This window comes from Agilicoccus flavus (assembly GCF_014857905.1).
Classification (GTDB): domain Bacteria; phylum Actinomycetota; class Actinomycetes; order Actinomycetales; family Dermatophilaceae; genus Agilicoccus; species Agilicoccus flavus.
In genome coordinates this window covers 16,315-42,191 of sequence record NZ_JACYXE010000007.1, presented here as the reverse complement: position 1 = coordinate 42,191, position 25,877 = coordinate 16,315, and the positions used below count along the sequence as shown (strand labels likewise).

Annotated in this window: 22 protein-coding genes and 1 riboswitch; of the genes, 11 read left to right on the top strand and 11 right to left on the bottom strand. The window is 73.4% G+C overall.

Annotation, left to right across the window (positions count from 1 at the left end; all coding sequences use genetic code 11):
• Positions 1-405: 405 nt before the first annotated feature.
• Positions 406-591 (bottom strand): hypothetical protein, encoded by a 186-nt coding sequence (locus tag ICW24_RS11405; RefSeq protein WP_226345845.1) that lies wholly within the window; start codon positions 589-591, stop codon positions 406-408.
• A gap of 181 nt (positions 592-772) precedes the next feature.
• On the opposite strand from ICW24_RS11405, the gene ICW24_RS11400 reads away from it, so the two are divergent.
• Positions 773-1,552, top strand: coding sequence for a glycerophosphodiester phosphodiesterase family protein (locus tag ICW24_RS11400; RefSeq protein ID WP_226345844.1), 780 nt, complete (start codon positions 773-775; stop codon positions 1,550-1,552).
• Between the two features lie 73 nt (positions 1,553-1,625).
• On the opposite strand, the gene aceB is transcribed toward ICW24_RS11400, so the two are convergent.
• Positions 1,626-3,233, bottom strand: a complete 1,608-nt coding sequence (gene aceB, locus ICW24_RS11395) for a malate synthase A (RefSeq protein WP_226345843.1) — start codon at positions 3,231-3,233, stop codon at positions 1,626-1,628.
• A gap of 36 nt (positions 3,234-3,269) precedes the next feature.
• Positions 3,270-4,562 (bottom strand): isocitrate lyase, encoded by a 1,293-nt coding sequence (gene aceA / locus ICW24_RS11390; RefSeq protein ID WP_226345842.1) that lies wholly within the window; start codon positions 4,560-4,562, stop codon positions 3,270-3,272.
• Between the two features lie 201 nt (positions 4,563-4,763).
• On the opposite strand from aceA, the gene ICW24_RS11385 reads away from it, so the two are divergent.
• Positions 4,764-6,233, top strand: coding sequence for an XRE family transcriptional regulator (locus tag ICW24_RS11385; protein WP_226345841.1), 1,470 nt, complete (start codon positions 4,764-4,766; stop codon positions 6,231-6,233).
• Positions 6,234-6,270: 37 nt separating this feature from the next.
• Here the strand turns inward: ICW24_RS11385 and metB are convergent, their stop codons facing one another.
• Positions 6,271-7,434 carry a cystathionine gamma-synthase gene (gene metB / locus ICW24_RS11380; RefSeq protein ID WP_226345840.1) on the bottom strand — a complete coding sequence of 388 codons (1,164 nt, stop codon included), beginning with the start codon at positions 7,432-7,434 and terminating at the stop codon, positions 6,271-6,273.
• 92 nt (positions 7,435-7,526) lie between these two features.
• A riboswitch (SAM riboswitch) is annotated at positions 7,527-7,651 on the bottom strand.
• A 121-nt stretch (positions 7,652-7,772) separates the two neighbouring features.
• On the opposite strand from metB, the gene ICW24_RS11375 reads away from it, so the two are divergent.
• Entirely contained in the window at positions 7,773-8,570 is a 798-nt protein-coding gene (locus ICW24_RS11375; protein ID WP_226345839.1) for an enoyl-CoA hydratase, read from the top strand.
• A 120-nt stretch (positions 8,571-8,690) separates the two neighbouring features.
• On the opposite strand, the gene ICW24_RS11370 is transcribed toward ICW24_RS11375, so the two are convergent.
• The 3 genes from ICW24_RS11370 to argS form a co-directional block, all read right to left on the bottom strand.
• Positions 8,691-9,164, bottom strand: coding sequence for a hemerythrin domain-containing protein (locus ICW24_RS11370; protein WP_226345838.1), 474 nt, complete (start codon positions 9,162-9,164; stop codon positions 8,691-8,693).
• Positions 9,165-9,232: 68 nt separating this feature from the next.
• Positions 9,233-10,888, bottom strand: coding sequence for a dihydroxyacetone kinase family protein (locus ICW24_RS11365; protein WP_226345837.1), 1,656 nt, complete (start codon positions 10,886-10,888; stop codon positions 9,233-9,235).
• A 394-nt stretch (positions 10,889-11,282) separates the two neighbouring features.
• Positions 11,283-13,013 (bottom strand): arginine--tRNA ligase, encoded by a 1,731-nt coding sequence (gene argS, locus ICW24_RS11360; protein WP_226345836.1) that lies wholly within the window; start codon positions 13,011-13,013, stop codon positions 11,283-11,285.
• Between the two features lie 311 nt (positions 13,014-13,324).
• On the opposite strand from argS, the gene ICW24_RS11355 reads away from it, so the two are divergent.
• Positions 13,325-13,837 carry an NUDIX hydrolase gene (locus ICW24_RS11355; RefSeq protein ID WP_226345835.1) on the top strand — a complete coding sequence of 171 codons (513 nt, stop codon included), beginning with the start codon at positions 13,325-13,327 and terminating at the stop codon, positions 13,835-13,837.
• Here ICW24_RS11355 and ICW24_RS11350 read toward each other — a convergent pair.
• Positions 13,804-14,424 (bottom strand): L-threonylcarbamoyladenylate synthase, encoded by a 621-nt coding sequence (locus ICW24_RS11350; protein WP_226345834.1) that lies wholly within the window; start codon positions 14,422-14,424, stop codon positions 13,804-13,806. The two genes, ICW24_RS11355 and ICW24_RS11350, sit on opposite strands and share 34 nt — an antisense overlap.
• Before the next feature lie 160 nt (positions 14,425-14,584).
• Here ICW24_RS11350 and ICW24_RS11345 point away from each other — a divergent pair, with 160 nt between their 5' ends.
• Positions 14,585-15,496, top strand: a complete 912-nt coding sequence (locus tag ICW24_RS11345; protein WP_226345833.1) for a bifunctional methylenetetrahydrofolate dehydrogenase/methenyltetrahydrofolate cyclohydrolase — start codon at positions 14,585-14,587, stop codon at positions 15,494-15,496.
• Position 15,497: 1 nt separating this feature from the next.
• Positions 15,498-16,997, top strand: a complete 1,500-nt coding sequence (locus tag ICW24_RS11340; RefSeq protein WP_226345832.1) for an FGGY family carbohydrate kinase — start codon at positions 15,498-15,500, stop codon at positions 16,995-16,997.
• A gap of 78 nt (positions 16,998-17,075) precedes the next feature.
• Here ICW24_RS11340 and serA read toward each other — a convergent pair whose 3' ends face one another.
• Positions 17,076-18,272 (bottom strand): phosphoglycerate dehydrogenase, encoded by a 1,197-nt coding sequence (serA, locus tag ICW24_RS11335; RefSeq protein WP_226345831.1) that lies wholly within the window; start codon positions 18,270-18,272, stop codon positions 17,076-17,078.
• A 202-nt stretch (positions 18,273-18,474) separates the two neighbouring features.
• On the opposite strand from serA, the gene ICW24_RS11330 reads away from it, so the two are divergent.
• The 5 genes from ICW24_RS11330 (at position 18,475) to ICW24_RS11310 (ending at position 23,436) form a co-directional block, all read left to right on the top strand.
• Positions 18,475-19,722 carry an arginine deiminase gene (locus ICW24_RS11330; protein WP_226345830.1) on the top strand — a complete coding sequence of 416 codons (1,248 nt, stop codon included), beginning with the start codon at positions 18,475-18,477 and terminating at the stop codon, positions 19,720-19,722.
• A 6-nt stretch (positions 19,723-19,728) separates the two neighbouring features.
• Positions 19,729-20,730, top strand: coding sequence for an ornithine carbamoyltransferase (gene argF / locus ICW24_RS11325; protein WP_226345829.1), 1,002 nt, complete (start codon positions 19,729-19,731; stop codon positions 20,728-20,730).
• A gap of 17 nt (positions 20,731-20,747) precedes the next feature.
• Complete coding sequence (locus tag ICW24_RS11320; RefSeq protein WP_226345828.1) at positions 20,748-21,713, top strand: carbamate kinase; 966 nt, start codon at positions 20,748-20,750, stop codon at positions 21,711-21,713.
• Between the two features lie 206 nt (positions 21,714-21,919).
• Positions 21,920-22,207: a helix-turn-helix domain-containing protein gene (locus tag ICW24_RS11315; protein WP_226345827.1), complete on the top strand. Its 288-nt coding sequence runs from the start codon at positions 21,920-21,922 to the stop codon at positions 22,205-22,207.
• Positions 22,204-23,436, top strand: a complete 1,233-nt coding sequence (locus tag ICW24_RS11310) for a type II toxin-antitoxin system HipA family toxin (RefSeq protein WP_226345826.1) — start codon at positions 22,204-22,206, stop codon at positions 23,434-23,436. The genes ICW24_RS11315 and ICW24_RS11310 overlap by 4 nt, the downstream gene beginning before the upstream one ends.
• Before the next feature lie 202 nt (positions 23,437-23,638).
• Here ICW24_RS11310 and ICW24_RS11305 read toward each other — a convergent pair whose 3' ends face one another.
• Together ICW24_RS11305 and ICW24_RS11300 are read right to left on the bottom strand one after the other, a co-directional pair.
• Entirely contained in the window at positions 23,639-25,213 is a 1,575-nt protein-coding gene (locus ICW24_RS11305; RefSeq protein ID WP_226345825.1) for a DEAD/DEAH box helicase, read from the bottom strand.
• Between the two features lie 429 nt (positions 25,214-25,642).
• Positions 25,643-25,852, bottom strand: a complete 210-nt coding sequence (locus ICW24_RS11300) for a DUF3072 domain-containing protein (RefSeq protein ID WP_226346010.1) — start codon at positions 25,850-25,852, stop codon at positions 25,643-25,645.
• Positions 25,853-25,877 lie beyond the last annotated feature (25 nt).

The window sequence follows — 25,877 nt, the reverse complement described above, 5'->3', positions numbered from 1 at the left end:
CAAGCCGCCGGGCAGGTCGACGAGCACCACCTGCGAGGCGGGCGCGCTGCAGTGGCGACGCGGCCAGGCGGTCCACAGCCTTGCCGCCTTCAGAACGCCCGCAGTCGCCCCGCGCGATCGGGCCGCGGGTCCGCTGCGGGGCCGCGACTCGGTACCCCATCTCCTCGAGCACACGAACCGCCTCGCTCGGGCAATCCCGCACGACAGACCCTGTTTGCCCGCGCCGGTAGGCCTCCCGAGCAGAGGCCAGGGCGGCCGGCCAGCCCACCCCGGGCACGACGCCGACGAAGCCGTTACCGACCTGCAGCGCCTGGAACGGGAATCGGGCATCCAGGAACCCCCACACCAGGTCGGACAGTCGTGTCGCGAATTCACGGGCCTGGTCTTCCAGGCCGCGTTCGCCGCTCACCGACGGTCGAGCAACCAGACCAGGTTCTCGGCGCGGCGCAGGCGGTGCTCTTGTTCCACCGTCAACAGGTCGGCATCCGAGCGAGCACGGGCATCGGCCAGCTCGCCGATCTCAGCGATGATGTGAGCCAATTCGACCCGCGCTTGCTCGACGGTCAATGTCTCGACGGTTGCTGATCCCATGGCGGCCTCCTCCGAGTGATTGTGACATGACGCACGGTAGAGTCCGCCACCGACAACGACGCGGTCCCGGACGCGCGGGCACGCCCGTGGCACGGTCTGCAGGCCCGTCCGAGGTGGACGTCCGCTCGTGCGCCTGCCCGTCACATGGCGGGGACGAGCATGAGGTCGCACCATCGAGGGGATGACGACCAGGCATCCCTACCTCGATCCGCCCCCGTACGGCCTCGCGCACCGGGGCGGGTACCGGGCGGGTGAGGACGACGCGCGCGAGAACACGCTGCGAGCGTTCGCGGCCGCGGTCGCCGCGGGCATCGACCACCTCGAGACCGACGTGCACGCCACCCGCGACGGCGTGCTCGTCGCCCTGCACGACGACCGGCTCGACCGCGTCACCGACGGGGCGGGGGCGGTCGCCGACCTCGACTGGGAAACCGTGAGCCGCGCCCGCATCGCGGGGGAGCCGGTGCCGCGGTTCGCCGACCTCCTGAGCGCCCTCCCGACGGCGCGGGTCAACGTCGACCTCAAGGCGCCCGGCGCGGTGGCGCCGCTCGTCGCGGTCCTCGCCGCGACCGGGGCCGGGCCGCGGACGTGCGTGGGGTCGTTCTCCGACGCGCGGCTGTGGCGCTTCCGGATCCTGGCCGCCCGGGCGGGCCTGCGGGTCCCGACCTCCGCCGGCCCCCTCGGCGTCGCCGCCCTCCGCTTCCTGCCCGGGCCGTGGTGGCGGTGGCTGCACACCCCCGGCATCGCCTACCAGGTGCCCGTCACGCACCGGGTCCTCGGCGTCGAGGTCACCGTCGTCACCACGGCGTTCGTCGACCGCGCCCACGCCCTGGGCCGCCAGGTGCACGTGTGGACGATCGACGACCCCGCCGCGATGGACGCCCTGTTCGACCTCGGGGTCGACGCGATCGTCTCCGACCGGGTCGACACCCTGCTCGACGTCCTCGCCCGCCGCCGGTGAGGCGCGGGCACGACGCGACCGCGGGCGGCCCCGGCTCGGGGCCGCCCGCGGTCGGTTCGGCGGTGCGGTCGGCTCACCCGACCGGCGCGGGCGCCGGCGCGAGGAACCGCTCGTAGGCGGGCAGGGTGAGGAAGGCCGGGTAGTCCTCCCCCAGCGCCACCTCCTCGAACACCGCCCGCGCGTCGTCGAAGCGGTCGCCCTCGGTGCGCTCGACGCCGGCGAACTCCTCCGCGACGATCTGCTCGACCCACTCCCGCGTGACGATCCGCCCCTCGTCCGTGCGTGTACCGGTGCGGATCCACTGCCAGACCTGGCTGCGGGAGATCTCGGCCGTCGCCGCGTCCTCCATGAGGTTGTGGATCGCGGCGGCGCCGTTGCCCCGCAACCACGACTCGACGTACCGCATGCCCACCTCGACGTTGAGGCGCAGGCCCGTCTCGGTGACGCGGCCCCCGGGGATGGTGAGGTCGATGAGGCCCGGCCCGTCGACCTCGACGTCCTCGCGGAGGCGGTCGACCTGGTGCGGCCGGTCGCCGAGCACGGCGTCGAACGCGTCGGCGCACACGGGCACGAGATCGGGGTGCGCGACCCACGAGCCGTCGAACCCGTCGGCGGCCTCCCGCGACTTGTCGGCCCGCACCTTCTCCAGCGCCGCCTCCGTCGCCTCCGGGTCGCGCCGGTTGGGGATGAACGCCGCCATGCCCCCGATGGCGTGGGCGCCCCGCCGGTGGCAGGCGCGCACGAGCTGCTCGGTGTAGCAGCGCATGAACGGCGTCGTCATCGTCACCTGCGCCCGGTCGGGCAGGACGAAGTCCTCGCCGCGCTCCCGGAAGTTCTTGATGACCGAGAAGATGTAGTCCCACCGCCCCGCGTTGAGCCCGCTGCTGTGCTCGCGCAGCTCGTAGAGGATCTCCTCCATCTCGTAGGCCGCGGTGATCGTCTCGATGAGCACCGTGGCGCGGATCGTGCCCCGCGGCAGGCCCAACAACTCCTGCGCCCGGACGAAGACGTCGTTCCACAGCCGCGCCTCGAGGTGCGACTCCGTCTTCGGCAGGTAGAAGTACGGCCCGCGGCCCCGGGCGATGAGCTCGTGCGCGTTGTGGAACAGGTAGAGCCCGGCGTCGACGATGCCGCCGACGAGCGGCCGGCCGTGCAGCTCGAGGTGCGCCTCGTCGAGGTGCCAGCCGCGGGGCCGGACGACGATCGTCGGCGTCCGCTCCGCCGTGACGCGGTACTCCTTGCCGTCGGGGGAGGTGAACTCGCACTCCCCCCGGACGGCGTCACGCAGGTTGAGCTGACCGCCGATGACGTTGTCCCAGCTCGGGGTGCTCGCGTCCTCGAGGTCGGCGAGCCAGACCTTCGCGCCGGAGTTCATCGCGTTGATCGTCATCTTCCGCGACGTCGGACCGGTGATCTCGACGCGACGGTCCTCCAGGCCCGGCGCGGGCGGGGCGACCCGCCACGAGTCGTCCGCGCGGACGCGGGCGGTCTCGCGGGCGAACGACGGGTCGGTGCCGTCGAGGATCGCCCGCGTCCGCCGCTCGCGCTCGCGCAGGAGCTCGTAGCGCCGGCCCGCCGCGACCTGGTGGAGCTGGGCGACGAACTCGAGGGCCTCCGGCGTGAGGATCTCGTCCTGACCGAGCGCCGGTGTGGGCGTTCGGATCTCGATGGGGGTGCACATGTTCGGGGTCCTTCCCTGGTCGTGGTTCGTCGCGGCTCAGTGGAACTGCGCGGTCTCGGTCGACCCGGCCAGCGCGGTCGTGCTCGAGTTCGGGTCGATGGCCTGCGCGACGGTGTCGAAGTAGCCGGTGCCCACCTCGCGCTGGTGCTTGGTCGCGGTGTACCCGCGCTCCTCGTCGGCGAACTCGCGCTGCTGCAGCTCCACGTACGCCGACATCTGGCGGCGGGCGTACCCGTGCGCGAGGTCGAACATCGAGTGGTTGAGGGCGTGGAAACCGGCGAGGGTAATGAACTGGAACGAGAAGCCCATCGCCCCCAGCTCACGCTGGAACTTCGCGATCGTGTCGTCGTCGAGGTGACGCTTCCAGTTGAACGACGGCGAGCAGTTGTAGGCGAGCATCTGGTCGGGGTGCTCGGCCTTGATCGCCTCGGCGAACCGCTTGGCGACCTCGAGGTCGGGGGTGCCCGTCTCCATCCACAGCAGGTCGGCGTACTGGGCGTACGCGCGGCCCCTCGCGATGCACGGTTCGATCCCGCCGCGGACCTTGTAGAACCCCTCGGCGGTGCGCTCGCCGGTGATGAACTCGTGGTCGCGCTCGTCGACGTCGGAGGTGATGAGGGAGGCCGACTCGGCGTCGGTGCGCGCGACGATGATCGTCGGGGTGTCGCAGACGTCCGCCGCGAGGCGCGCCGCGTTGAGGGTGCGCTCGTGCTGCTTCGTCGGGATGAGCACCTTGCCGCCGAGGTGGCCGCACTTCTTCTCGCTCGCGAGCTGGTCCTCCCAGTGCACGCCCGCCGCGCCGGCCGCGATCATGCCCTTCATCAGCTCGAAGGCGTTGAGCGGGCCGCCGAAGCCGGCCTCCGCGTCGGCCACGATCGGCACGAGCCAGTCCTCGACGGAGCTGACCCCCTCCGCGCACTCGATCTGGTCGGCGCGCAGCAGCGCGTTGTTGATGCGGCGGACCACCTGCGGCACCGAATTCGCCGGGTAGAGCGACTGGTCGGGGTAGGTCTGGCCCGCGAGGTTGGCGTCGGCCGCGACCTGCCACCCCGAGAGGTAGATGGCCTTCAGGCCGGCCTTAACCTGCTGCACGGCCTGGTTGCCGGTGAGCGCGCCGAGCGCGTTGACGAAGTCCTCGGTGTGCAGGCTGTCCCAGAGCTTCTCCGCCCCGCGCCGGGCGAGGGTGTGCTCCTCCTGGACCCGGCCGCGCAGTCGGATGACGTCCTGGGCCGAGTAGTCGCGTCGGACGCCGGCCCAGCGGGCGTTGGTCTTCCAGTCGTACTCGAGGGACTCGGCGCTCTTCGGCAGGTGCGTCATGTGGTCGGTCATGGCTGTCCTTCGACTCCTTCGTCGGCGGCCCGCTCGGGCCGTGCTGCTCCGGTGCCCGCGGATCTCCCGCGGATCCCAGGGCGGCGCCACCGCCACGGAAGGACCGCGACGCCGTCTGGTGTCACCACCATGTGCGAAGAAGTGCGTGTGGTGCGAGCACACCCGACTGAAAGAAATGCGCTTCTTCGGCATACTGAAAACATGACGGCATCGCACTGGCAGCGGCCCGCTCCCGAGCCCGACGAGGACTCCGTTTTCGACCCCTTCACACTCGGCCGGCGGCTCCGTCACCTGCGCAAGGAGAGGCAGCTCACACTCGCGGACGTGTCCGACGGCACCGGCATCGCCGCCTCGGCGCTCTCGCTGCTCGAGAACGGCAAGCGCGAGGCGAAGGTGTCCACGCTGCAGAAGCTCGCGACCCACTACGGCGCGACCCTCGACGACCTCACCGCGTCGGTGCCGAGCCGCCGGGCGCAGCTCGAGATCGAGCTGGAGAAGGCGATGCGCTCCCCCCTCGCGGTGCGGCGCGGCCTGCCGCAGGTGCGGATCTCGCCGCGGATGCCGATGGACGTGCTCGAGTCCCTCGTCGCGCTCCACCGCGAGCTCGCCACGCAGGCCGAGGAACGGGTCGCCACCCCGGAGGAGGCCCGCCGCGCCAACGCCGAGCTGCGCCTCGAGATGCGGGCCCGCGACAACTACTTCGCCGAGCTGGAGCATCGCGCCGCCGAGCTGCTGGCCCGCGGCGGGTACGAGCGCGGGCCGCTGTCGCAGCACGTCATCGCCGACATCACGGCCCACCTCGGGTTCACGCTGCACCACGTGGGGGACCTGCCGCACTCGACGCGCTCGGTCACCGACCTGCGGCAGATGCGGATCTACCTGCCCCGGTCACGGCACGGGGAGCACGACCCCCGTTCGGTCCTGCTCCAGGCCCTGGGCCACCACGTGCTCGGCCACGACGTCCCCGGCGACTACAAGGAGTTCCTCCGCCAGCGCATCGAGACGAACTACTTCGCGGCGGCGCTGCTCATGCCCGAGCAGATGGCCGTCTCGTTCCTCACGCGGGCCAAGGAGGAGCGCCAGCTCTCGGTCGAGGACCTGCGCGACGCGTTCGCCGTGTCGTACGAGGCCGCGAGCCACCGCATGACCAACCTGCTCACCCGCCACCTCGGCATCGCCGTGCACTTCCAGAAGGTCCACGAGTCGGGGATCATCTACAAGGCGTACGAGAACGACGGCGTGAGCTTCCCCGCCGACCACACCGGCGCCATCGAGGGCCAGCCCGTCTGCCGGTACTGGACCTCGCGGCAGGTGTTCGCCGCGCAGGACAAGTTCAACGCCTTCGACCAGTACACCGACACCCCGGCGGGCACGTTCTGGTGCACCGCGCGCGTCGAGGCGGGGCCGGGCGGTGACTTCTCGACGTGCATCGGCGTGCCCTACCAGGCGGCGAAGTGGTTCCGGGGCCGGGCGACCAAGGAGCGGTCGACCTCGCGCTGCCCCGACGAGTCGTGCTGCCGCCGCCCGCCCGCCGACCTCGCGTCGGGCTGGGCGGGGCATGCGTGGCCGAGCGCCCGGGCGCACAGCCACCTCCTCGCCGCCCTGCCGCCCGGCGCCTTCCCCGGCGTCGACGAGACCGAGGTGTACCGGTTCCTCGAGACGCACCGGTGAGCGGCGGGCGGCCGCGGCCGACCGGGGTGCCGCCGCGTCAGGCCGCCGCGGCCCGGTCGAGGGCCGCGCGCAGGTCGGCGACGAGGTCGTCGACGTGCTCGATGCCGACGGAGAAGCGGAGCAGCCCGTCGCCGATCCCGGCGAGCGCGCGGGCTTCCGGGGTCATCGCGACGTGCGTCATCGACGCCGGGTGGTCGACGAGCGACTCGGTGCCGCCGAGGGACTCGGCGAGGCTGAAGCAACGCAACCCGGTGACGAACGCGCGCACCGCCGCCTCGCCGCCGGCGAGGTCGGCGCTGACCATGCCGCCGAACCCGTCCTGCTGCCGCGTCGCGATGTCGTGTCCCGGGTGGTCGGCCAGGCCCGGGTAGTACGTCGTCGCGACGGCCGGGTGCGAGGCGAAGAGGTCGGCGACGGCCGCCGCGTTCTCCTCGTGGGCCTTGAGGCGCGTGTGCAGGCTGCGCAGGCCGCGCAGGGTCTGGTAGCTGTCGAACGGCGAGCCGGTGACCCCGAGGACGTTGGCCCACGTCGTCAGCTCCTCGGCGAGGTTCTCGTCCGCCGCGACGACGGCGCCCGCGACGATGTCGCTGTGCCCGTTGATGTACTTCGTCGTCGAGTGCACGACGACGTCGACGCCGTACTCGAGGGGGCGCTGCAGCAGCGGGGTGAGGAACGTGTTGTCGGCCACGACGGTCGCGCCCACGGCCTTGGCCTTGGCGGTGACGTCGGCGATGTCGGTCAGCCGCAGGAGCGGGTTCGAGGGCGTCTCGAGCCAGACGACGGTCGCGGGCGTGGCGAGGGCCGCGTCGACCGCGGCCGGGTCGGTGAAGTCGACCGGCTCGGCGACGAGCAGACCCCGGGCGTGGAGCGACTCGAAGAGCCGCCAGCTCCCGCCGTAGCAGTCGTGCGGGTAGAGGAGGCGGTCGCCGGGGCGCAGGAAGTAGGTGACGACGTTCGTCATCGCCGAGGTGCCCGTGTTCGTCACGACCGCACCGCCGCCGCCCTCGAGCGTCGTCAGCGCCTCGGCGAGCAGCGTCCGGGTCGGGTTGCCGCTGCGGGAGTAGTCGTAGCGTCGCGGCGAGCCGAGGCCCTCGAAGCTGTACGTCGTCGACAGGTAGAGCGGGGGGACGACCGCCCCGAACTGGCTGTCGGTCTCGAGTCCGGCGCGGATCGCGCGGGTGAGGCGGGAGATGTCGGTCATGGCGCCCTTCCGGTGTCGCAGGCCGACAGCCGGGCGTCCACGCCCCGACGGCGGCCGGACCACGGGGGACGACGGGCCGACGGCACCGCTCGCCTCCATCTTCCGGTCGGCGCGCGGACGCGCCGTGCCGCAGGACTTGGCACCATTCCCGCGGGTCTCCCCACGGGCGGCTGCCCCGGCGTCGTCGGGCCTGTCCCTCGGCCGGTCTCGATGGATTGCCCCTCCAGGGTAGCCCGGAGCGGCGGGGCCTCGGTGCACGCGTCCCGGGCGTCGGGCGGGCCCCCGCCGACACGGCTAGCGTGGTCGGCAGGACACCGGTGGGCGCGAAGGAGCGGGCGATGACGCAGACCCCCGAACGGGCCGGGTACGACCACATCCGGGTGGCGGTCGACGGGGCCGTCGCGACGGTGACGATGAACCGGCCCACGCAGCGGAACGCGCTGTCGCTGGCGCACATGCGCGAACTCGTCGACGCGTTCGAGGGGTTGGGCGCCGACCGGTCCGTGCGGGCCGTGATCCTCGCCGGTGAGGGGCCGGCCTTCTGCGCCGGCCACGACCTCAAGGAGATGATCGGCCGGGACGCCGCCTTCTACGATGAGGTCTTCGACGTCTGCGTGCGCCTGATGAGCACGATCCGGTCGATCCCGCAGCCGGTCGTCGCGGCGGTGCACGCGCTCGCGACGGCGGCCGGCTGCCAGCTGGCCGCGACGTGCGACCTCGTCGTCGCCGCCGACACGGCGTCGTTCGCGACGCCCGGCGTGCGGATCGGCCTGTTCTGTTCCACGCCGATGGTCGCCCTCAGCCGGGCCGTGGGGCAGAAGACGGCGATGCGGATGCTGCTCACCGGCGAGCCGCTGGACGCCCAGGGCGCTCGCGCGGCCGGTCTCGTCACCGACGTCGTGCCCGCCGCGGAGCTGCCTTCCGCCGCGCGTTCGCTCGCCGACCGGATCGCGGAGGCGAGCGGGGTGGTCGTCGGCATCGGCAAGGAGGCGTTCTACCGCCAGGCGGCGATGGACACCGACGCCGCCTACGCGTACGCCAAGGGCGTGATGACACATAACGCCGGCCTCGCCGACGCCCAGGAGGGCATGACCGCGTTCGCGCAGAAGCGCCCGCCGGCCTGGTCGGACCGCTGACGAGCGGCGAACGGCGAACGGCGGCGAGCTTGCGAGCCGCAGAGAGCGCGACCGACAAGACAGCGTGGCGAACGCAGGCGAGCCCGCGAACCACAGTGAGCGCGCCGGAAGGCGCCCAGGTCAGGCAGGTGCGGCGGTCGCCTCCGCGCGCAGGCGCTCGCAACGCTCCCAGTCGGCGGGGTCGAGGGCCACGGCGGCGGCGGGGAACAGGCCGTTGTCCTCGTGGATGATGTGCTCGCGCAGCACGGAGAAGGCCGCGAGGACGGGAGCCCAGTCGACCCCGTCGGCGCCTTCCACCCCTGCGGCGAGCACTCCCTCGATGACGGCGTCCACGTCGTCGTGCTCGTCGTAGAGCACCCCGGCCTGGTCCTCGAACTCGGGGAACCGGGTCATCGACAGGTAGAGCCCGCGTTCCTCGACGGTGTTGTGCACGACCATGACCCGGGCCAGCTCGGCGACGAAGCCGTAGGCGCCGCGAGCGTCTCCGGCGTCCACGCACCGCTCGGTCTCCCCGCAGAGGTTCTGGATGACGACGTGCTCGGCCATGAGGTCGCCGATGGGGCCGATCTCCTGACATCCGCAGTACTGGCACATGATGGCCTCCCACTGCTCGACGCTACGCGACCGGCGGGTGCTCGAGGTGGGCCCAACGTCCCGCCGGGCTACCGCAGCGAGTCGCGCACGGCCTCGAGCCAGAGCACCACCGCGGTGGCGCCGGGATCCTCGTAGCCGGCGGCGCGGTCGCCGACGTAGCTCGCGCGGCCCTTGCTCGACGTGCCCTCCCGGGTCGACTCGGCGCCCCGGCGCGCGGCCTCGAGCACGGCGTCCCAGCCCTCGTCGGCGGCCTGTGCCGCGGGCGCGAGCGCGTCGACCATCGTGCCGTCGCCGGGTTCGGCGCCGCCGAGCTCGCGGACGCCGGCGACGCCGGCGCGAAAGGCGTCCGGCCACGAGCGGCCGTCGTCCAGGGCCTCGGCGGCGCGGAGGAAGAGGATGGCGTAGAGCGGGCCGGAGGTGCCGCCGACGTCGCGGCGGGCGATGCTCGAGAGCCGGCGCAGGAGCGCGGGGGCCGAGTCGTCGAGGGGATCGTCGCGCCAGGCGCGGGCGCCACGGGCGAGCGTCGAGCCGAGGTCGCCGTCGCCGACGTGGCGGTCGGCCCGATCGAGGTCGTCGCGGGCATCGAGCAGGGCCGCGCACGCGGCGTCGACGGCGGCGCGCACCCGCGCGTCGGGCTCGCCCGACTCGGCCGTGGACCCGGGGGCGGCGGGCACGTCGATCGTGCGCAGCGTCGGCACGCCGCAGGCCGGTGACCCGGGCCAGGAGAGCGAGCCGGTGGGGGCGTCGAGCGCGGCGAGCAGGTCGTCGTCGACCCGCAGGAGGGTCACCGACACCCCGACCATGTCGATGCTCGTCATGACCGGGCCCGACCACAGCCGCTCGAGGCGTAACCCGTTCGCCTCGACCGCGCGGGCGGCGGCGCGGGTGCACACGGCGAGGTCCATGGGTGAGGTGCCGCCGGCCGTGCCGACGAGGGCGACGACCCGGTCGCCGCCGCTCAGCCCGCGGTCGGTGGCGACCCGTTCGACGAGGGTGGCGACCAGGTCGTCCGCGGGGGCGAGCTTCTCCCGGCTCACGCCGGGCTCGCCGTGGATGCCGAGCCCGAGCTCGACCTCGTCGTCGGCGAGGTCGAAGCCGGCGTCGTCGCTGCCGGGGACCGTGGCGCCCGTGAGGGCGACGCTCATCGTGCCCACGCTCTCCGCAACCCGGCGCGCGGCCGAGGCCACCTGCGCGAGGTCGGCGCCGCGCGCGGCGAACGCCCCGGCGACCTTGTGCACGAGCACGGTGCCGGCGAGGCCGCGACGACCGGCGTGGCCCGCACCGCCCTCGGCCCCGGCGAGCGCCACGTCGTCGCCGACGACGACCATCTCGACGTCGAGGCCCTCGCTGCGGGCCAGCTCGGCGGCCATGCCGAAGTTGAGGCGGTCGCCGGTGTAGTTCTTCACGACGAGCAGGGCGCCGACCGGGCCGGTGACGGCGCGGATCGCGTCGAGGACGGCGTCGACGCTCGGGGACGCGAAGACCCCGCCCACCACGGCGGCGGTGATCATCCCCTCGGCGACGTAGCCCGCGTGGGCGGGCTCGTGGCCGGCCCCGCCGCCCGAGACGATCGCGACGGGCCGCTCGCCGGGCGCCGCCTGCGCGGCGTCGGCGCGCACGGCGATCGTGCGCCCGGCCAGCAGCGCGACGCCGGGTTGGGTGAGGGCGACCCCCTCGAGGAGCTCGGGGACGACGTCGGCCGGATCGTTGATGAGCTTCTTCACGCGCCTCAGCCAAGCACAGCCGGCCCGCCGCCGACAGCCCCGCGGAGCCGACGATGGCTGACGCCGGCGCGGGCGTCGACGGTCCGGCGGAGGCGACCTCGGGCAGGTCGTCGCGCGAACCCAGGCCGAGTTCCCGCGCTCCGCCCCGGCGCCGGTCTGCGACGGGCAACGCAAATCGGTCACCCGGCCCGTGCCTCCGACCGGGCGCACGAGCACCCCGGGAGCGGAGCTCTGGGCCGGCCGGGCCGGGTTTTCACGACAACTGCACTGCCAATGGGCCCGCCCGGGAAAACGCACGCCGCTGACCTGCAGCGATGAAAACGCCGGCGTAAATGGCAGTGCAGTTCGCGTGGAAACTCCGGCGGCTCGGCTACCGCCGAACCGCCGGGACGGCTCACATCTGGTCGGGCGAGGAGATGCCGAGCAGGTCGAGGCCGGTCGTCAGGGTGCTCAGGGTGAGGGCGCACAGCGCGAGCCGGGAGTCACGCGTCGGGCCGTCGGCCTTGAGGACGGGGCAGTTCTCGTAGAACGCCGAGAACGCCTGCGCGAGCTCGAACAGGTAGGCGCACAGCCGGTGCGGCTCGAGGGCGTCGCCGACGGCCGCCACGACGTCGCCGAACCGCAGCAGGTGCAGCGCCAGCTCCCGCTCGGCGGGCTCGACGAGGACGATGTCGGCGGCGTGGTCCTCCGGCGCCGACCCGAGCCCGCGGAAGATCGACTTGATGCGGGTGGCCGCGTACTGCAGGTAGGGCCCCGTGTTGCCCGTGAGCGACAGCATCCGGTCGAGGTCGAAGACGTACTCGGAGTCGTGGGCCACCGACAGGTCGGCGTATTTGATGGCACCGACCCCGATCTGCCGCGCGATCTCGGCGCGGTCGTCCTCGGAGAGGTCGGGGCGGGAGCCGTCGATGTGCAGCCGGGCCGCGCCCACCGCCTCCTCGACGAGGCTCCACAGCCGCATCGGCGCCCCCGAGCGGGTCCGCAGGATCTTGCGGTCGGAGCCGAGGACGTTGCCGATGCGCACGTGGACGACGGGGAGGTCCTCGGGCAGCCACCCGGCCGCCCGCGCCGTGTCCCACACCATGTTCAGGTGCAGCGCCTGCGGCGCGCCGACGACGTAGAGGACCCGGTCGGCGTGCAGGTCGGCGACGCGGTACCGGATCGTCGCGAGGTCGGTCGTCCCGTACCCGTACCCGCCGTCGGACTTGCGGATGATGAGGGGCACCGGCTTGCCCTCGCGCCCGGTGTACCCGGGCAGGAAGACGCACAGGGCGCCGTCGCTGATCGTCGCGATGCCCTTCTCCTCCAGCTCGGAGCACACGCCGGCGAGCTGGTCGTTGTACATCGACTCGCCCGCGAGGTCCTCGTCGGTGAGCGTGACGCCCAGCGCGCCGTAGATCCGGTTGAAGTAGGCGGTGGACAGGTCGATGAGCGTGCCCCAGTGGGCGATCGTGTCGGGGTCGCCGGCCTGCAGCGACACGACCCGGGTCCGCGCGCGGGTCGCGAACTCCGGGTCGGCCTCGAACTTCTCGCGCGCGCCCTGGTAGAACGCATTGGGGTCGGTCTCGAGGAGGCCGGCCTGGGACGACCCCTCCCCGACGTCGAGCAGGTGCTCGATGAGCATGCCGAACGGCGTGCCCCAGTCGCCGATGTGGTTCTGCCGGATGACGTCGTGGCCGAGGAACGCCAGCGTGCGGGCGAGGGCGTCGCCCACCACGGTCGTGCGCAGGTGGCCGACGTGCATCTCCTTGGCGACGTTGGGCGCCGAGTAGTCGATGGGCACGATCTGGCGAGGCTGCTCCGGGACCCCGAGCCGCGGGTCGGCGGCGGTGGCCGTGGCCAGCGAGCCGAGCCACTCCGGGGAGAAGGTGAGGTTGAGGAAGCCGGGGCCGCTCACCTCGACGTCGGTGCACTCAGCCGACAGGTCGAGGTGCTCCAGGATCCGCGCAGCGACCTCCCGCGGCGGCAGGCCCACCTTCTTGGCGAGCGCGAGGGCCGCGTTGACCTGCACGTCGGCGTACTGACTGGGCCGCAGGACCGGGTCGGCGCCGCGCACCGCCTCCCCGAAGGCGGCTTCGATGGCGGAGGTGACCTTCGGGCCGATGACGTGGGTGGGCGCGACCATGGTGACCAGTCTAGGAGGGCCCGTGGACCTGTCTGCGCCGCCGCGGACCGCCCTGCCGAGCACCGCCCGCCCACCCCCGAGCACGCTCGGGTCGGGCCGTGCCCACGCGGTGGGCCCGCGCGAGGGGGCCGCGCGATGGGGCCGGCGCGGGAGGCCCGGAGGACGTCCAGGTCGCTCCGGTACCGTGAGGCCTCCGCCCGCGGCATCGATCCTCTCGCACCCACCGCGGCCCGCGAGTTCGTCCGCGTCCCTCGCTCGGGTCGACCGGTGACCGGCGGGATCGACGCCCACCGCCACAGCGAGGACCGACCGTGAGTACCGAATCGTTCCCCCGGCGCCTCCTCAAGAGCGCCACGCGCTTCGCCGCCTACGTCGTCATGCCGAAGTTCACGACCGGGGCCCTCGTCGTGGCCCGCGACGGCCGCCGGGTCGTGCTCGTGCGCAAGCGGTCGTCGCCGATCGAGTGGGGCTTCCCGGCGGGCTACCTCTTCTACCGCGAGTCGATCCTCGACACCGCCCGCCGCGAGCTCGCCGAGGAGACCGGCCTGAGCGCCGAGGTGACCACCGCGCACCACGTCCGCTCGCACCGGCAGCCGTGGATGATGCACATCGACCACGTCTTCCTCGTCCACGCGAGCGGGGAGCCGCACACCCGGGACGCGATCGAGATCGCGGAGACGGCCTGGTTCGACGTCGACGACCTGCCGCCGCTGGCCCGGGAGGCCCGGCTCGCCCTCGAGCAGATCCCCGACCTGCTCACGCGCCCCATCGCGGGCGCCGACGCCTGCGACTACTCGAACCGCGACGGGTCGCCCGCGCCGTAACGCGCGATCTCCGCCTCGCCGCTCGAGAGGTCGACGACGGTCGTCGGTTCGAGCCCGCACTCCCCGGAGTCGATGACGGCGTCGACGACGTGGTCGAGCTCCTCCTTGACGGTCCACCCGTCGGTCATGGGCTCGGTCTCGTCCGGGAGGATGAGGGTCGTCGTGAGCATGGCCTCGCCCAGCTCGGCGAGCAGCGCGCGGACGACCGGGTTCGGACTGATCCGCACCCCGACGGTGAGCTTCTTGGGGTGTATGAGCCGCCGCGGCACCTCGGCGGTGGCGGGCAGGATGAACGTGTACTGCCCCGGCGTCGCCGCCTTGACCGCGCGGAACACGGCGTTGCTCACGTGCACGAGCTGACCGAGCTGGGCGAAGTCGGCGCACATGAGCGTGTAGTGGTGCTTGTCGTCGAGACGCCGGATGCGGGCCATGCGCTCCTTGCCCTCGGCGTTGCCGAGCGCGCAGCCCAGGGCGTAGCCCGAGTCGGTGGGGTAGGCGATGAGTCCGCCGTCGGCGACGATCGCCACCGCCTGGGAGATCGCCCGAGGCTGCGGGTCGTCGGGGTGGACGTCGAAGTACCGGGCCATGGGCGAACGATAACCCCGCCCGCCCGCTCCGACCAGGCGTGATGCCGCGCCGCGGCGGACGCCCCGCGCTGGTCGGGAGAGCCGGCACCCGCCAGACTGGTCCCGCAGCCCGGCGACACCCCTCCCCCGCCGGCCCGCCGATCCCGAAGGACCCATGAGCATGAGCGCGCTCGTCGTCGACCCCACCGCCGTCGCCCAGGCCTACCGCGAGCGCCTCCGCGCCGACGTCGCCGACCTCGACGAGCCGCTGCGCATCGTCGGGTTCCTGGGCCAGGACGACGGCCCCGCCGCCACCTACGCGCGGTACGCCGCGAAGGGGTGCGAGTCGGTCGGCATCGAGTTCGACCTGCGGCGGACCGACGCGGCCGGCGTGGAGGCCGCGATCGGCGACGCGAACGCCGACCCCGACGTGCACGGCATCTTCCTCTACTACCCGATCGGCGCCCCGGGGGCAGACCGGTGGCTGCGCGAGCTCGTCGACCCGCGCAAGGACGTCGAGGGCATGCACGCGTTCTGGAGCCGCTGCCTGTACGAGAACCGCCGGTGGCTCGACGCGTCGAGGATGGTGCGGGCGATCCTGCCGTGCACCCCGCTCGCGATCCTCAAGCTCCTCGGGGAGGCGGGCCTGCGCCGCACCGGCGCCGCCGCCCCGCTGGAGGGGGTGACGGCGTGCGTCATCAACCGCAGCGACATCGTGGGCCGCCCGCTGTCGGCCATGCTCGCCAACGACGGGGCCGAGGTCATCTCCCTCGACCTCGACGGCGCGCAGGTGTTCGAGCCCGCCATCGGGCGGCACGCCCACTCGGTCCGCGACAGCGACGTCGACCGTGCCGCCGCCCTCGCGCTGTCCGACGTCGTCATCACGGGCGTCCCGTCCCCGGACTTCGAGCTCGTGCGCGCCGAGGAGATCAAGGACGGCGCGATCTGCGTGAACTTCTCCCAGTTCCGCAACTTTGCGCCCGACGTGCCCGAGCGGGCGGCCTCGTTCGTACCCCGCGTGGGGCCGATGACGGTGACGATGGCGATGCGGAACGCGCTGCGCCTGTACCGGACCGTCCAGAGCCACCGCTGACGTGCGGGCGCTGATCGTCGACGTCGGGACCACCGCGCTCAAGGCGGCGCTCGCCGCGCCCGACGGCACGCTGCTTGCGAGCGCCGAGGTGCCGCTGCGCACGTCGCACCCGCAGCCGCGGCACGCCGAGCAGGACGCCGAGGACTGGTGGACGGCGTTCGTGGCGGCCACGCGCGAGGTGCTCGGCGCCACCGGGGCGAGCCCCGACGTCCTCGCCGTGACGGGGCAGATGCAGGACATCGTGCCGCTCGACGCGCACGGGCACCCGACCGGTCCGGCCGTCCTCTACAGCGATCGGCGCGCCGGGGCCCAGCACGCCCGGCTCGCGGCGGCGTTGCCCGGCTGGGAGGCCGCGACCCGCAACGCCCAGGGCGCCGACAGCGCGCCGGCGGTGCTGGCCTGGCTCGCCGAGCACGACGCCGCACGCTCGGGTCGGCGGATCGCGCTCGGTGCGCCCGGCGCGGTGCTCGCGCGGGCCGGGGCCGACCTCGTGTGCGACCTGACGACCGCGTCGACGACGGGGCTGCTCGACCGCGCACCGGGGGCGGGCTGGTGGGCGCCCGCGCTCGACGCCGCCGGGATCGAGGCGGCCGCGCTGCCGCGGCTCGTCACGGGCGCCGAGGTCGTCGGGGCCTTGTCGGCCGACGCGGCCGGGCCACTCGGACTGCGGGCGGGCCTGCCGCTCGTCCACGCGCCGGGCGACGCGGGCGCCGCGGCGTCCGGGCTCGTCGGCGAGGAACCGGGCGCGCTCTGCGCCGGCCTCGGCACGACGGCGTGGATCTGCGCGGTCACTCCTCGATCTCTGGGGCCGGATGCGCGCCTGCACGACCTCGTCGCCGCCCCCTCCGAGGACGGGGCCCTCGCCACGCTCGGCATCGGCGCGATGCTGTCGGCGGGGGCGACGATCGACTGGGCGCGCGCCACCCACCTGCCCGGCACGACCCCCGCGGCGGCCGACGCCGCGGCCCGGGAGCACGGGCCGTCGGGCCTGCTCATGGTGCCGTCGCTGTCGGGCGAGCGGGCGCCGATCCGGCTCGACTCCGCCCGCGGCGCCGTCGTCGGCCTCGCCCCGACGACCGGACCGGTCGCCCTCTACCGGGCGGCGCTCGAGGGGGTCGCGCTCACGCTGCGGCACGTCGCCGACGTGATCGCCCCCGAGGCCCTCGACACGCCCGCGGCGGAGCCCCTGCCCGTCGGCGGCGGGCTCGCCCGGTCCGCGCTGCTGCTCGACCTGCTCGCCGACGCCCTCGGTCGGCCGGTGCGGCCGCTCGCCGACGAGCACGCCGGGCTGCGGGGCGCGCACCGGGCGGCGGCCCACGCGCTGGGGGTCGCGCCGCCCCCGCCGCTGGCCGACGGGGCGACGAGCCGGGTCCACGTCCCCGCGGGCGCGCTCGACCCGGGCCTGCGCGCCGCCCACGCGGCCCTGTGGGCGGCCCTCATGCCGGCGTTCGAGGCGCTCGAAGCCGCCGAACGGGTCGCGCCGCCACGTTCCGCACCGTGAAACCGGACCGTCCGTGCGTCGGCCGGGCCGCCGGAGCGCCCCAGGTGGGCCCGAACGGCAGAGGTCGGCCGGCGGGCTTCACTCCATGACGCGCAGGCGGACCGACTCCGGCAGGGCCTCGATGTCGCGGACGACGTCGGGGGCGCACACCTTGCTCACGTCGGTGACGACGTAACCGATCTCGCCGCGCGTCGCGAGCAGCTGGCCGTCGATGTTCGCCCCGTGGTCGGCGAGGATCGCGTTGAGCTTGGCGAGGACGCCCGGGACGTTGCGGTGCACGTAGCCGATGCGGTGCTCCCCGGGCTCGCCGGTGAGCGTGAGCGTCGGGCTGTTGACCGACAGCGACGTCGTCCCGAGGGCGACGAAGTCACGCAGCTTGGCGGCGACGAACCGGCCGATGTCGTGCTGCGCCTCCTCAGTGGACCCGCCCACGTGCGGGGTGAGCACGACGTTGGGCACGTTCTGCAGCGGCGAGACGAACTCGCCGCCGCGCGACTTCGGCTCGTTCGGGAAGACGTCGACCGCCGCGCCGGCGATGTGCCCGTCGCGGAGGGCGGCCGCGAGCGCCTCGTAGTCGACGACGAAGCCGCGGGAGAGGTTGAGGAACAGGGACCGCTTCCGCATCCGCCGGAACTGCTCGGCGCCGAAGAACCCGGCGTTGCCTTCGCGACCGTCGACGTGCAGCGTGACGCACTCGACGACGTCGAGCAGCTCCTCGAGCGACGCGCACCGGGTCGCGTTGCCGAGGGCGAGCTTCTCCTCGGTGTCGTAGTAGTACACGTCCATCCCGAGCATCTCGGCGACGACCGAGAGCTGGCTGCCGATGTTGCCGTAGCCGACGATGCCGAGCTTGCGGCCGCGGATCTCGTGGCTGCCCTTGGCGTTCTTGTTCCACACGCCGGCGTGCAGCTCGGCGTTCTTCTCGGTGAGCCGGCGGGCCATGACGATGATCTCGGCGATGACGAGCTCGACGACCGAGCGCGTGTTGGAGAACGGCGCGTTGAAGACGGGGATGCCCGCCCGGGCGGCCGCGGCGAGGTCCACCTGGTTGGTGCCGATGCAGAAGCAGCCGATGGCGAGCAGGTGCGGCGCCGACTCGACCACCCGCGCGGTCACCTGCGTCGTCGACCGGATGCCGAGGAGGTCGACGTCGGTCAGCGCGGCGACGAGCTCGTCCTCGGACAGGGCGCCGGCGCGGGTCTCGACCTCGATCCCGGCGTTCGCGAGCGCGGCCTGGGCTTCGGTGTGGATGTTCTCGAGGAGGAGCGCCTTCATGGGCTCGATTGTCCGCCCGCGGGCCGGGTGGCGGTCGGCCGGGCCCATGATGCGAAACGCGCCCGCCCGCCCGATCCTCCGCAACCGCGCCGTCACCGTCCGTGGGTCGTGGTTAGGTGGTGCTTCGCATCCCGCCTCGCGCGCGTCCGGCAGGCCCCCGCCCGACGCCCGACTCCGGCGCCGTCCGCAGAGAGGAACCCCCATGTCCCAGGCCTACGTCGGCTCGGAGGTCGGAGCGCTGCGCCGCGTGATCCTGCACCGCCCGGGGCTCGAGCTCTCGCGCATCACCCCGTCGAACAAGGACGGGCTACTCTTCGACGAGCTGCCCTGGCTGGAGGCCGCGCAGGCCGAGCACGACCAGTTCGCCGACCGGCTGCGGGAGCTCGACGTCGACGTGCTCTACCTGTCGGACCTGCTCACCGAGACCCTCGACGTGCCGGAGGCGCGCGCCTTCCTGCTGACCAAGCTGCTCGACGAGGAGGTGTTCGGGCCGGCGTCGATCGAGCCGCTCATGGGCGTCCTCGACGCGATGCCGTCGGCCGAGCTGTCCGACACCCTCATCGGCGGCCTGACGAAGGAGGAGGCTCTGGCGCGCCTGCCCCGCACCCCCGACTCCCTGGTGCTCGGCACGGCCGCGGCGGGCGAGTTCGTGCTCGCCCCCCTGCCCAACCACCTGTTCACGCGCGACACGTCGTGCTGGGTCTACGGCGGGGTCTCGGTCAACTCGATGCGCATGGTCGCGCGCATGCGGGAGTCGATGAACTACGAGGCGATCTACGGCTGGCACCCCACGCTCAGCCGCGGTGGGGACGGGTTCGAGCGCTGGGGCGGCGGCCTCGGCGTGGGCCTCGCCACGATGGAGGGCGGCGACGTCCACGTCCTCGGCCGCGGCGCGGTCCTCGTCGGCATGAGCGAGCGGACCACCCCGCAGGCGGTGGAACGCCTCGCCCAGCAGCTCTTCTCCGCCGGCGCGGCGCGCACCGTCGTGGCCGTCCAGATGCCGAACAGCCGCGCGATGATGCACCTCGACACCGTGATGTCGATGGTCGACGACCACACCTTCACGAAGTTCGCGGGCCTGGGCATGCTGCCGTCGTTCACGCTCACCCCGGGCGAGGACGCCGGCCGCCCGGGGGCGAACTTCCACGTCGAGGCCCACCCGCCGGAGGACATGCACCGGGTCATCGGGCACGCCATCGGCATCGACGAGATCCGCACCCTCACGGCCACCCAGGACCTGGGGGCGGCCGAGCGGGAGCAGTGGGACGACGGGTGCAACGTGCTCGCCGTCCGCCCCGGCGTCGTCATCGCCTACGAGCGCAACGTCGTCAGCAACACCCACCTGCGCGAGAACGGCGTCGAGGTGGTCACCATCCCCGGGAGCGAGCTGGGTCGGGGCCGCGGCGGCCCCCGCTGCATGAGCTGCCCGGTCGAGCGAGAGGACATCTGAGTCGCCATGGCGTTCAACCTGCGTCACCGCTCCTTCGTCAAGGAGCTGGACTTCACCCCCGCCGAGTGGGCCTACCTGCTGCGCCTGTCGGCCGACCTCAAGGCCGCGAAGTACGCGGGCACGGAGGTGCCGCGCCTGCGGGGGAAGAACGTCGCGCTCATCTTCGAGAAGACGTCGACGCGCACCCGGTGCGCGTTCGAGGTCGCGGCGTACGACCAGGGCGCCCGCGTCACCTACCTCGAGCCGACGGGCAGCCAGATCGGGCACAAGGAGTCGATGAAGGACACGGCCCGGGTGCTGGGCCGCATGTACGACGGGATCGAGTACCGCGGGTCGGCGCAGGAGAAGGTCGAGACCCTGGCCCGGTACGCGAGCGTGCCGGTGTGGAACGGCCTCACCGACGAGTGGCACCCCACGCAGATGCTCGCCGACCAGTTGACGATGACCGAGCACTCCGACAAGCCCCTCTCGCAGGTGTCGTTCGCCTACGTCGGCGACGCGCGGAACAACGTCGGCAACTCCCTCCTCGTCAGCGGCGCGCTCGCGGGGATGGACGTGCGGATGGTCGCCCCGTCGGCGCTGCAGAACACCGCCGAGGTCGTCGCCGAGGCGAAGCGGATCGCCGAGCGGACCGGCGCGCGGATCACCGTGACGGACGACGTCGCCGCCGGCGTGCGCGGCGTCGACTTCGTCTACACCGACGTGTGGGTGTCGATGGGCGAACCGAAGGAGGTCTGGGACGAGCGGATCGAACTGCTCAAGGACTTCCAGGTCAACGCCGACCTGTTGAAGGCGACCGAGAACCCGCACGTCAAGTTCATGCACTGCCTGCCCGCGTTCCACGACCGCCGGACGGCGGTCGGCGAGGAGATCTACCGGGCCACCGGCATGAGCGCCCTCGAGGTCACCGACGACGTGTTCGAGTCCGACGCCTCGATCGTCTTCGACCAGGCCGAGAACCGGATGCACACGATCAAGGCCGTCATGGTCGCCACCCTCGGGTCCTGAGCGGGAGGGGAAGAGTCATGCGCATCGTCGTCGCCCTCGGCGGGAACGCCCTGCTCCGGCGCGGGCAGAAGCCCGACGCGGAACCGCAGCGGCAGAACGTCGAGACCGCCATCGCCTCCCTCGCCCCGCTGGCGCGGGAGCACGAACTCGTCATCACGCACGGCAACGGGCCGCAGGTGGGAGTGCTGGCCCTCGAGAGCGTGACCGATCCCAATCTGTCGCGGCCCTACCCGCTCGACGTCCTCGGCGCGCAGACGCAGGGGATGATCGGGTACTGGCTGCTCCAGTCGCTGCAGAACCACCTGCCGGGGCGTCAGGTGGCCGGCCTGGTCAACCAGACCCTCGTGCTCGCGCACGACCCGGCGTTCGAGCACCCGACGAAGTTCGTCGGCGAGGTCTATTCCGAGGCCGAGGCCCGCGAGAAGGCGGAGCGGTACGGGTGGCAGGTCAAGGCCGACGGTGACGCGTGGCGGCGGGTCGTCGCCTCGCCGACGCCGCAGCGGGTCGTCGAGACGCGCATCATCCGGCTGCTGCTCAGCTCGGGCGCCGTCGTCGTCTGCTCGGGGGGCGGCGGCATCCCCGTCGTGCGCGACGAGCGGGGCAAGCTCAAGGGCGTCGAGGCCGTCATCGACAAGGACCTGTCGGCCGGGCGCCTCGCGGAGGCCCTCGAGGCGGACGCGCTGCTCGTCCTCACCGACGTGCCCCACGTCATGCGGGACTTCGGCACCGACCACGCGGAGCCGATCACGCGGGCCACGCCCGGGCTGCTCCGCCGGCTCGGCGCCCCCGCCGGCTCGATGGGCCCGAAGATCGAGGCCGCCTGCCGATTCGTCGAGCTCACCGGCGACCTCGCCGCGATCGGCCGCCTCGAGGACGCCGCGGCGATGCTCGAGGGAACCGCGGGCACGATCATCACCCCCGGCGGCGACTACGGCGGCCCGGACGACCTCACCCCCCGCCACGAGCTCACGGTCGAGGTCTGAGCGGCGCGATCGATCGGGATCATCGAACGTCCCTCGAGGCGCGTTCCACCTCCACACCCCCGGCCAGTACCCGCGCCGTCATCGTCGGACGTCACAGCGACGACGAAAGGTTCCCTGGGCCGTGACGGGCCCAGCGAAATGACGAGCGAACCAGTCATATCGGTATGCTGTGAACGTCTTGATCGTCATTGCCGAGGGAGCTCTCCATGGCCGGATACAGGATCGACCGCCAGATCGAGACGTTCGGCGAGCACGTCCGGGGCTGGCGCATGGTGCTTGGCCTCACCGCCCAGCAGGTGGCCGAGCGGGCCGGCATCACTCGGGACACCCTGCGCAAGATCGAGACCGGGGATCCGAGCGTGAGTTTCCGCAACGTCGCTCAGGTTCTGCGCGCGCTGGGAGTGCTCGACGCGGCCGTCGGATCGATCGATCCGCTCGGTAGCGACATCGGTCGGTTGCGCGCCGGCAGACTCACCAAGAAGCGCGCGCGATGACCACGGTCGATGTCGTCCTGGCCGGCTCCGGGCGGGACAGACCGGTCGGTCAGGCCCACGTGACCCGGTCCCGCGGCCGGATCTCCACCACCTTCGTCTATGACCCGCACTACCTGGCGAGCGGCGGGATGGCCATCGATCCTGCCCTACCCCTGGTGTCGGGATCCCAGCACCAGAGCGGACTCGTCCGCGCCTTCGCCGACAGCGCCCCCGACCGGTGGGGCCGCAACCTCATCGAGAAGGCCGAACGGATGCGCGCTCGCGAGGAGGGGCGGGCTGCGCACGGCCTCGACGACCTGGACTTCCTCCTCGGCGTCAGCGACGACACCCGCCAGGGCGCTCTGCGCTTTCGCTTGCCCGGTCACGAGCGGTTCCTGGGGAAGCCCTCGAGCGTGCCGCCCCTCGTCTCGCTGCCGCGGCTCCTGCGCGCCTCCGACGAGCTGACGTCACAGCACGACCCGACCGCCGCCGTCAAGCAGCTCATGGACACCGGCACCACCGGCCTCGGAGGCGCCCGCCCGAAGGCCGCGGTACGCCTGGACGACGGGAGTCTGGCGATCGCCAAGTTCCCGCATCCCGGCGACGATTGGGACGTCATGGCGTGGGAGGCCACCGCTCTCGACCTGATGGAGACGGCAGGCATCCGGGTGCCGCAGCGGAGACTCACCCGCATCGGGGACCGTAGCGTGCTGATCCTCCGCAGGTTCGACCGGACCGTTGCCGGTGATCGCGTCGGGTACATCAGCGCCCTGACCGCCACTGGGTCCGTCGACGGGGAGCACCGCGACTACGCCGACGTCGCCGAGGCGATGCGTGACCTGTCCCTGTCCCCGAGGCGTGACCATCACGAGCTCTTCGACCGCGTGGCCGCCGGCATCGCCCTGGGCAACACGGACGACCACCTGCGCAACCACGGTTTCCTCGCCGAGCAGGGCTCGTGGACCTTGAGCCCGGTGTTCGACGTCAACCCGAACCCGGATCCGTGGCGGGCCCGCTCGACCTCGATCATGGGAGCCGACGCCCAGCCCGACGAGGTGGACGGTCTGCTGGCCCTGGCGGAAGACTGCAGCCTCACCATCGACCAGGCCCGGGACAGAGTTCGAGGTGTCGCTGCGTCGCTTGCCGGTTGGCGCGACGGGGCGCGCAGGCACCGGATCGGCGAGAGCGAGATCGCCATGATGGCCGAGTCCATCGACCTGCGCCTCGAGGCCGTGGCCCGGTCGGTCTGACCCCATCTCGCTTCTCCGAGGTCACGGACGACTCCCGAGGTCACGGACGACACGCCCGTCGACGCACGAGCACCAGGTGGTGGCGTCCGCCACTCGCCGACCCCGGGGGGCGACGGCGCTTTCCTGGACGACGACGCCCCGCCCACCGGTGCGGTGAGCGGGGCGTCGCGTGAAACAGGGCCGTCAGCGGCCGGGACCTGGGTCAGCGGCCGCGGCGTCCGGCGCTGGAGCGGGACGAGAAGTCGGCCGCCCCCGCTCGGCGCGGCGGGGCGAGCGGGCTGCGACGCCCGCTCGGTGCCGGCGCCGCCGCGGACCGGCGGGGCTCCCCGCCGTGGTTCGGGGCTGCCGGTCGCTGGCCGTTGGCCTGCGCGCCGGGGCCGGACTGGCCGCCCTGACCGCGGCGCCCGCCCTGACGCGGCGTGCGGGCCGCGGGGGCGACGCCCTCGCCTGCCTGGCCGCGACCGCGGCCCCGACCACCCCGGCCGCGTCCGCGCCCACCGGGCGCGCTCGAGCCGGCCTCGGACCGGTTCTCGGAGCGGCCGGCGCCGCCCCGGCCACCCGCGCGCTGCTGCTGCGGCGGCGCGGCCACGGGCGAGGTGCCCGGCTCGGCGAACACGCGCTCGCCCGGGGCGAGCTCGCGCAGCAGGGCGTGGGTCGGGTTCACGCGGGTCGTCGTCGGCTTGATGCCGGCGGCCTTGGTGAGGGCGCGCACGTCGCGAACCTGCTCGTCGAGCATGAGGGTGACGACGGTGCCGCTCGCGCCGGCCCGCGCGGTGCGGCCCGACCGGTGCAGGTACGCCTTGTGCTCGACCGGCGGGTCGGCGTGGATGACGAGGCCCACGTCGTCGACGTGGATGCCGCGCGCCGCGATGTCGGTCGCGACGAGCGTCGACGCCGCGCCCGAGTGGAACGCGTCGAGGTTGCGGGTCCGGGCGCCCTGCGCGAGGTTGCCGTGCAGCTCGACCGCGGGCACGCCGACGGCGTTGAGCTGCTTCGCGAGCTTCTTGGCGCCGTGCTTGGTGCGCGTGAAGACGACCGTGCGGCCGGGAGCGGCCGCGAGGTCGGCGACGACGGACACGCGGTCGTCCTTGTCGACGTGCAGCACGTGGTGGCTCATCGTCGAGATGGGCGACTGCGGGGAGTCCGCGTGGTGCGTGACCGGGTCGTGCAGGAACGTCTTGGCGATGACGTCGACGCCGCGGTCGAGGGTGGCCGAGAACAGGAGCCGCTGGCCGCCCTGCGGGGTGGCGCGCAGGATGCGGCGCACGCCGGGCAGGAAGCCGAGGTCGGCCATGTGGTCGGCCTCGTCGAGGACGACGATCTCGACGGCGTCGAGGGACACGTGCCCCTGACCCATGAGGTCCTCGAGGCGGCCGGGGCACGCCACGAGCAGGTCGACACCGGCGGCCAGGGCGCGGACCTGCGGGTTCTGGTTGACGCCGCCGAAGACGGCGAGCGTGCTCAGGCGGCCGGCGGCCGCGAGGGGCTGCGCGGCCTCGAGGATCTGGCCGGCGAGCTCACGCGTCGGGGCGAGGATGAGGGCCCGGGGCCGCTTGGCACCGGCGCGGCGCCCCTTCAGCAGTCGCGCGATCACCGGCAGGAGGAACGCGTACGTCTTGCCGGAGCCGGTGCGGCCGCGGCCGAGCACGTCGCGGCCGGCGAGCGAGTCGGGCAGCGTGGCGGCCTGGATGGGCGTGGGGGTGATGATGTCGCGCTCGGACAGGACAGCCTCGAGGGAGGCGGGCACGCCGAGCTCGGCGAAGGTGGAGACAGGCAAAGGATCACTTTCGATGGTGTCCCGCCGCAGCGAACCCGGCGCCGTGGGCGCGGTTCGTGTGGGCGCATCGGTGCGGGTGCTCAGGTGACCCGTCACGGCCGACGCGGGACTCTCCTCGCCGAGCGAGGTCGGAGTCGATTCGCATGCACGTCGGCCTGATTCGGAGCGCGCGATGCGCCGCTCCGGGCATGCAGTAGGACTGCCCACCGGATGACCCAGGCGAGACTGTGCAGGTCAACCACGTATGAGTCTACCTGCTGCGCGGCGGGCGACCGACCGCGCCTTGCGCGAGGGCCACGGCGCCCGGGGCCGCAGACCCGCCGCGACCTGCACGCGCACCCCCGCGTCCGACCCCACGCCGGCGCCCCCGACCCGCGATGGCGGGGCGGGGGCGCGGCGGGCAGGACCCGGCCCGGACCGGGCCCGGGCTCAGGAGTTCTGGCCCCGGCCCGTCTGGGCCTGGAGGCGGTCGATGTGCTCGCTCGCCTGCGCCTTGGTGAGGTCGGCCGGAAGGGTCTCGCCAGCGTCGCGGGCGAGGGTGTCGAGGTAGCTGCGCTGGGCCCCCGTCATCGGCTCGTCGCCGGTGACCCACGTCTCGGGGTCCTTCTCGGTCGTGTTGTCGCCGCCGCCGGCGCCGATGACATCACCGCTCTGCTGTGACTGC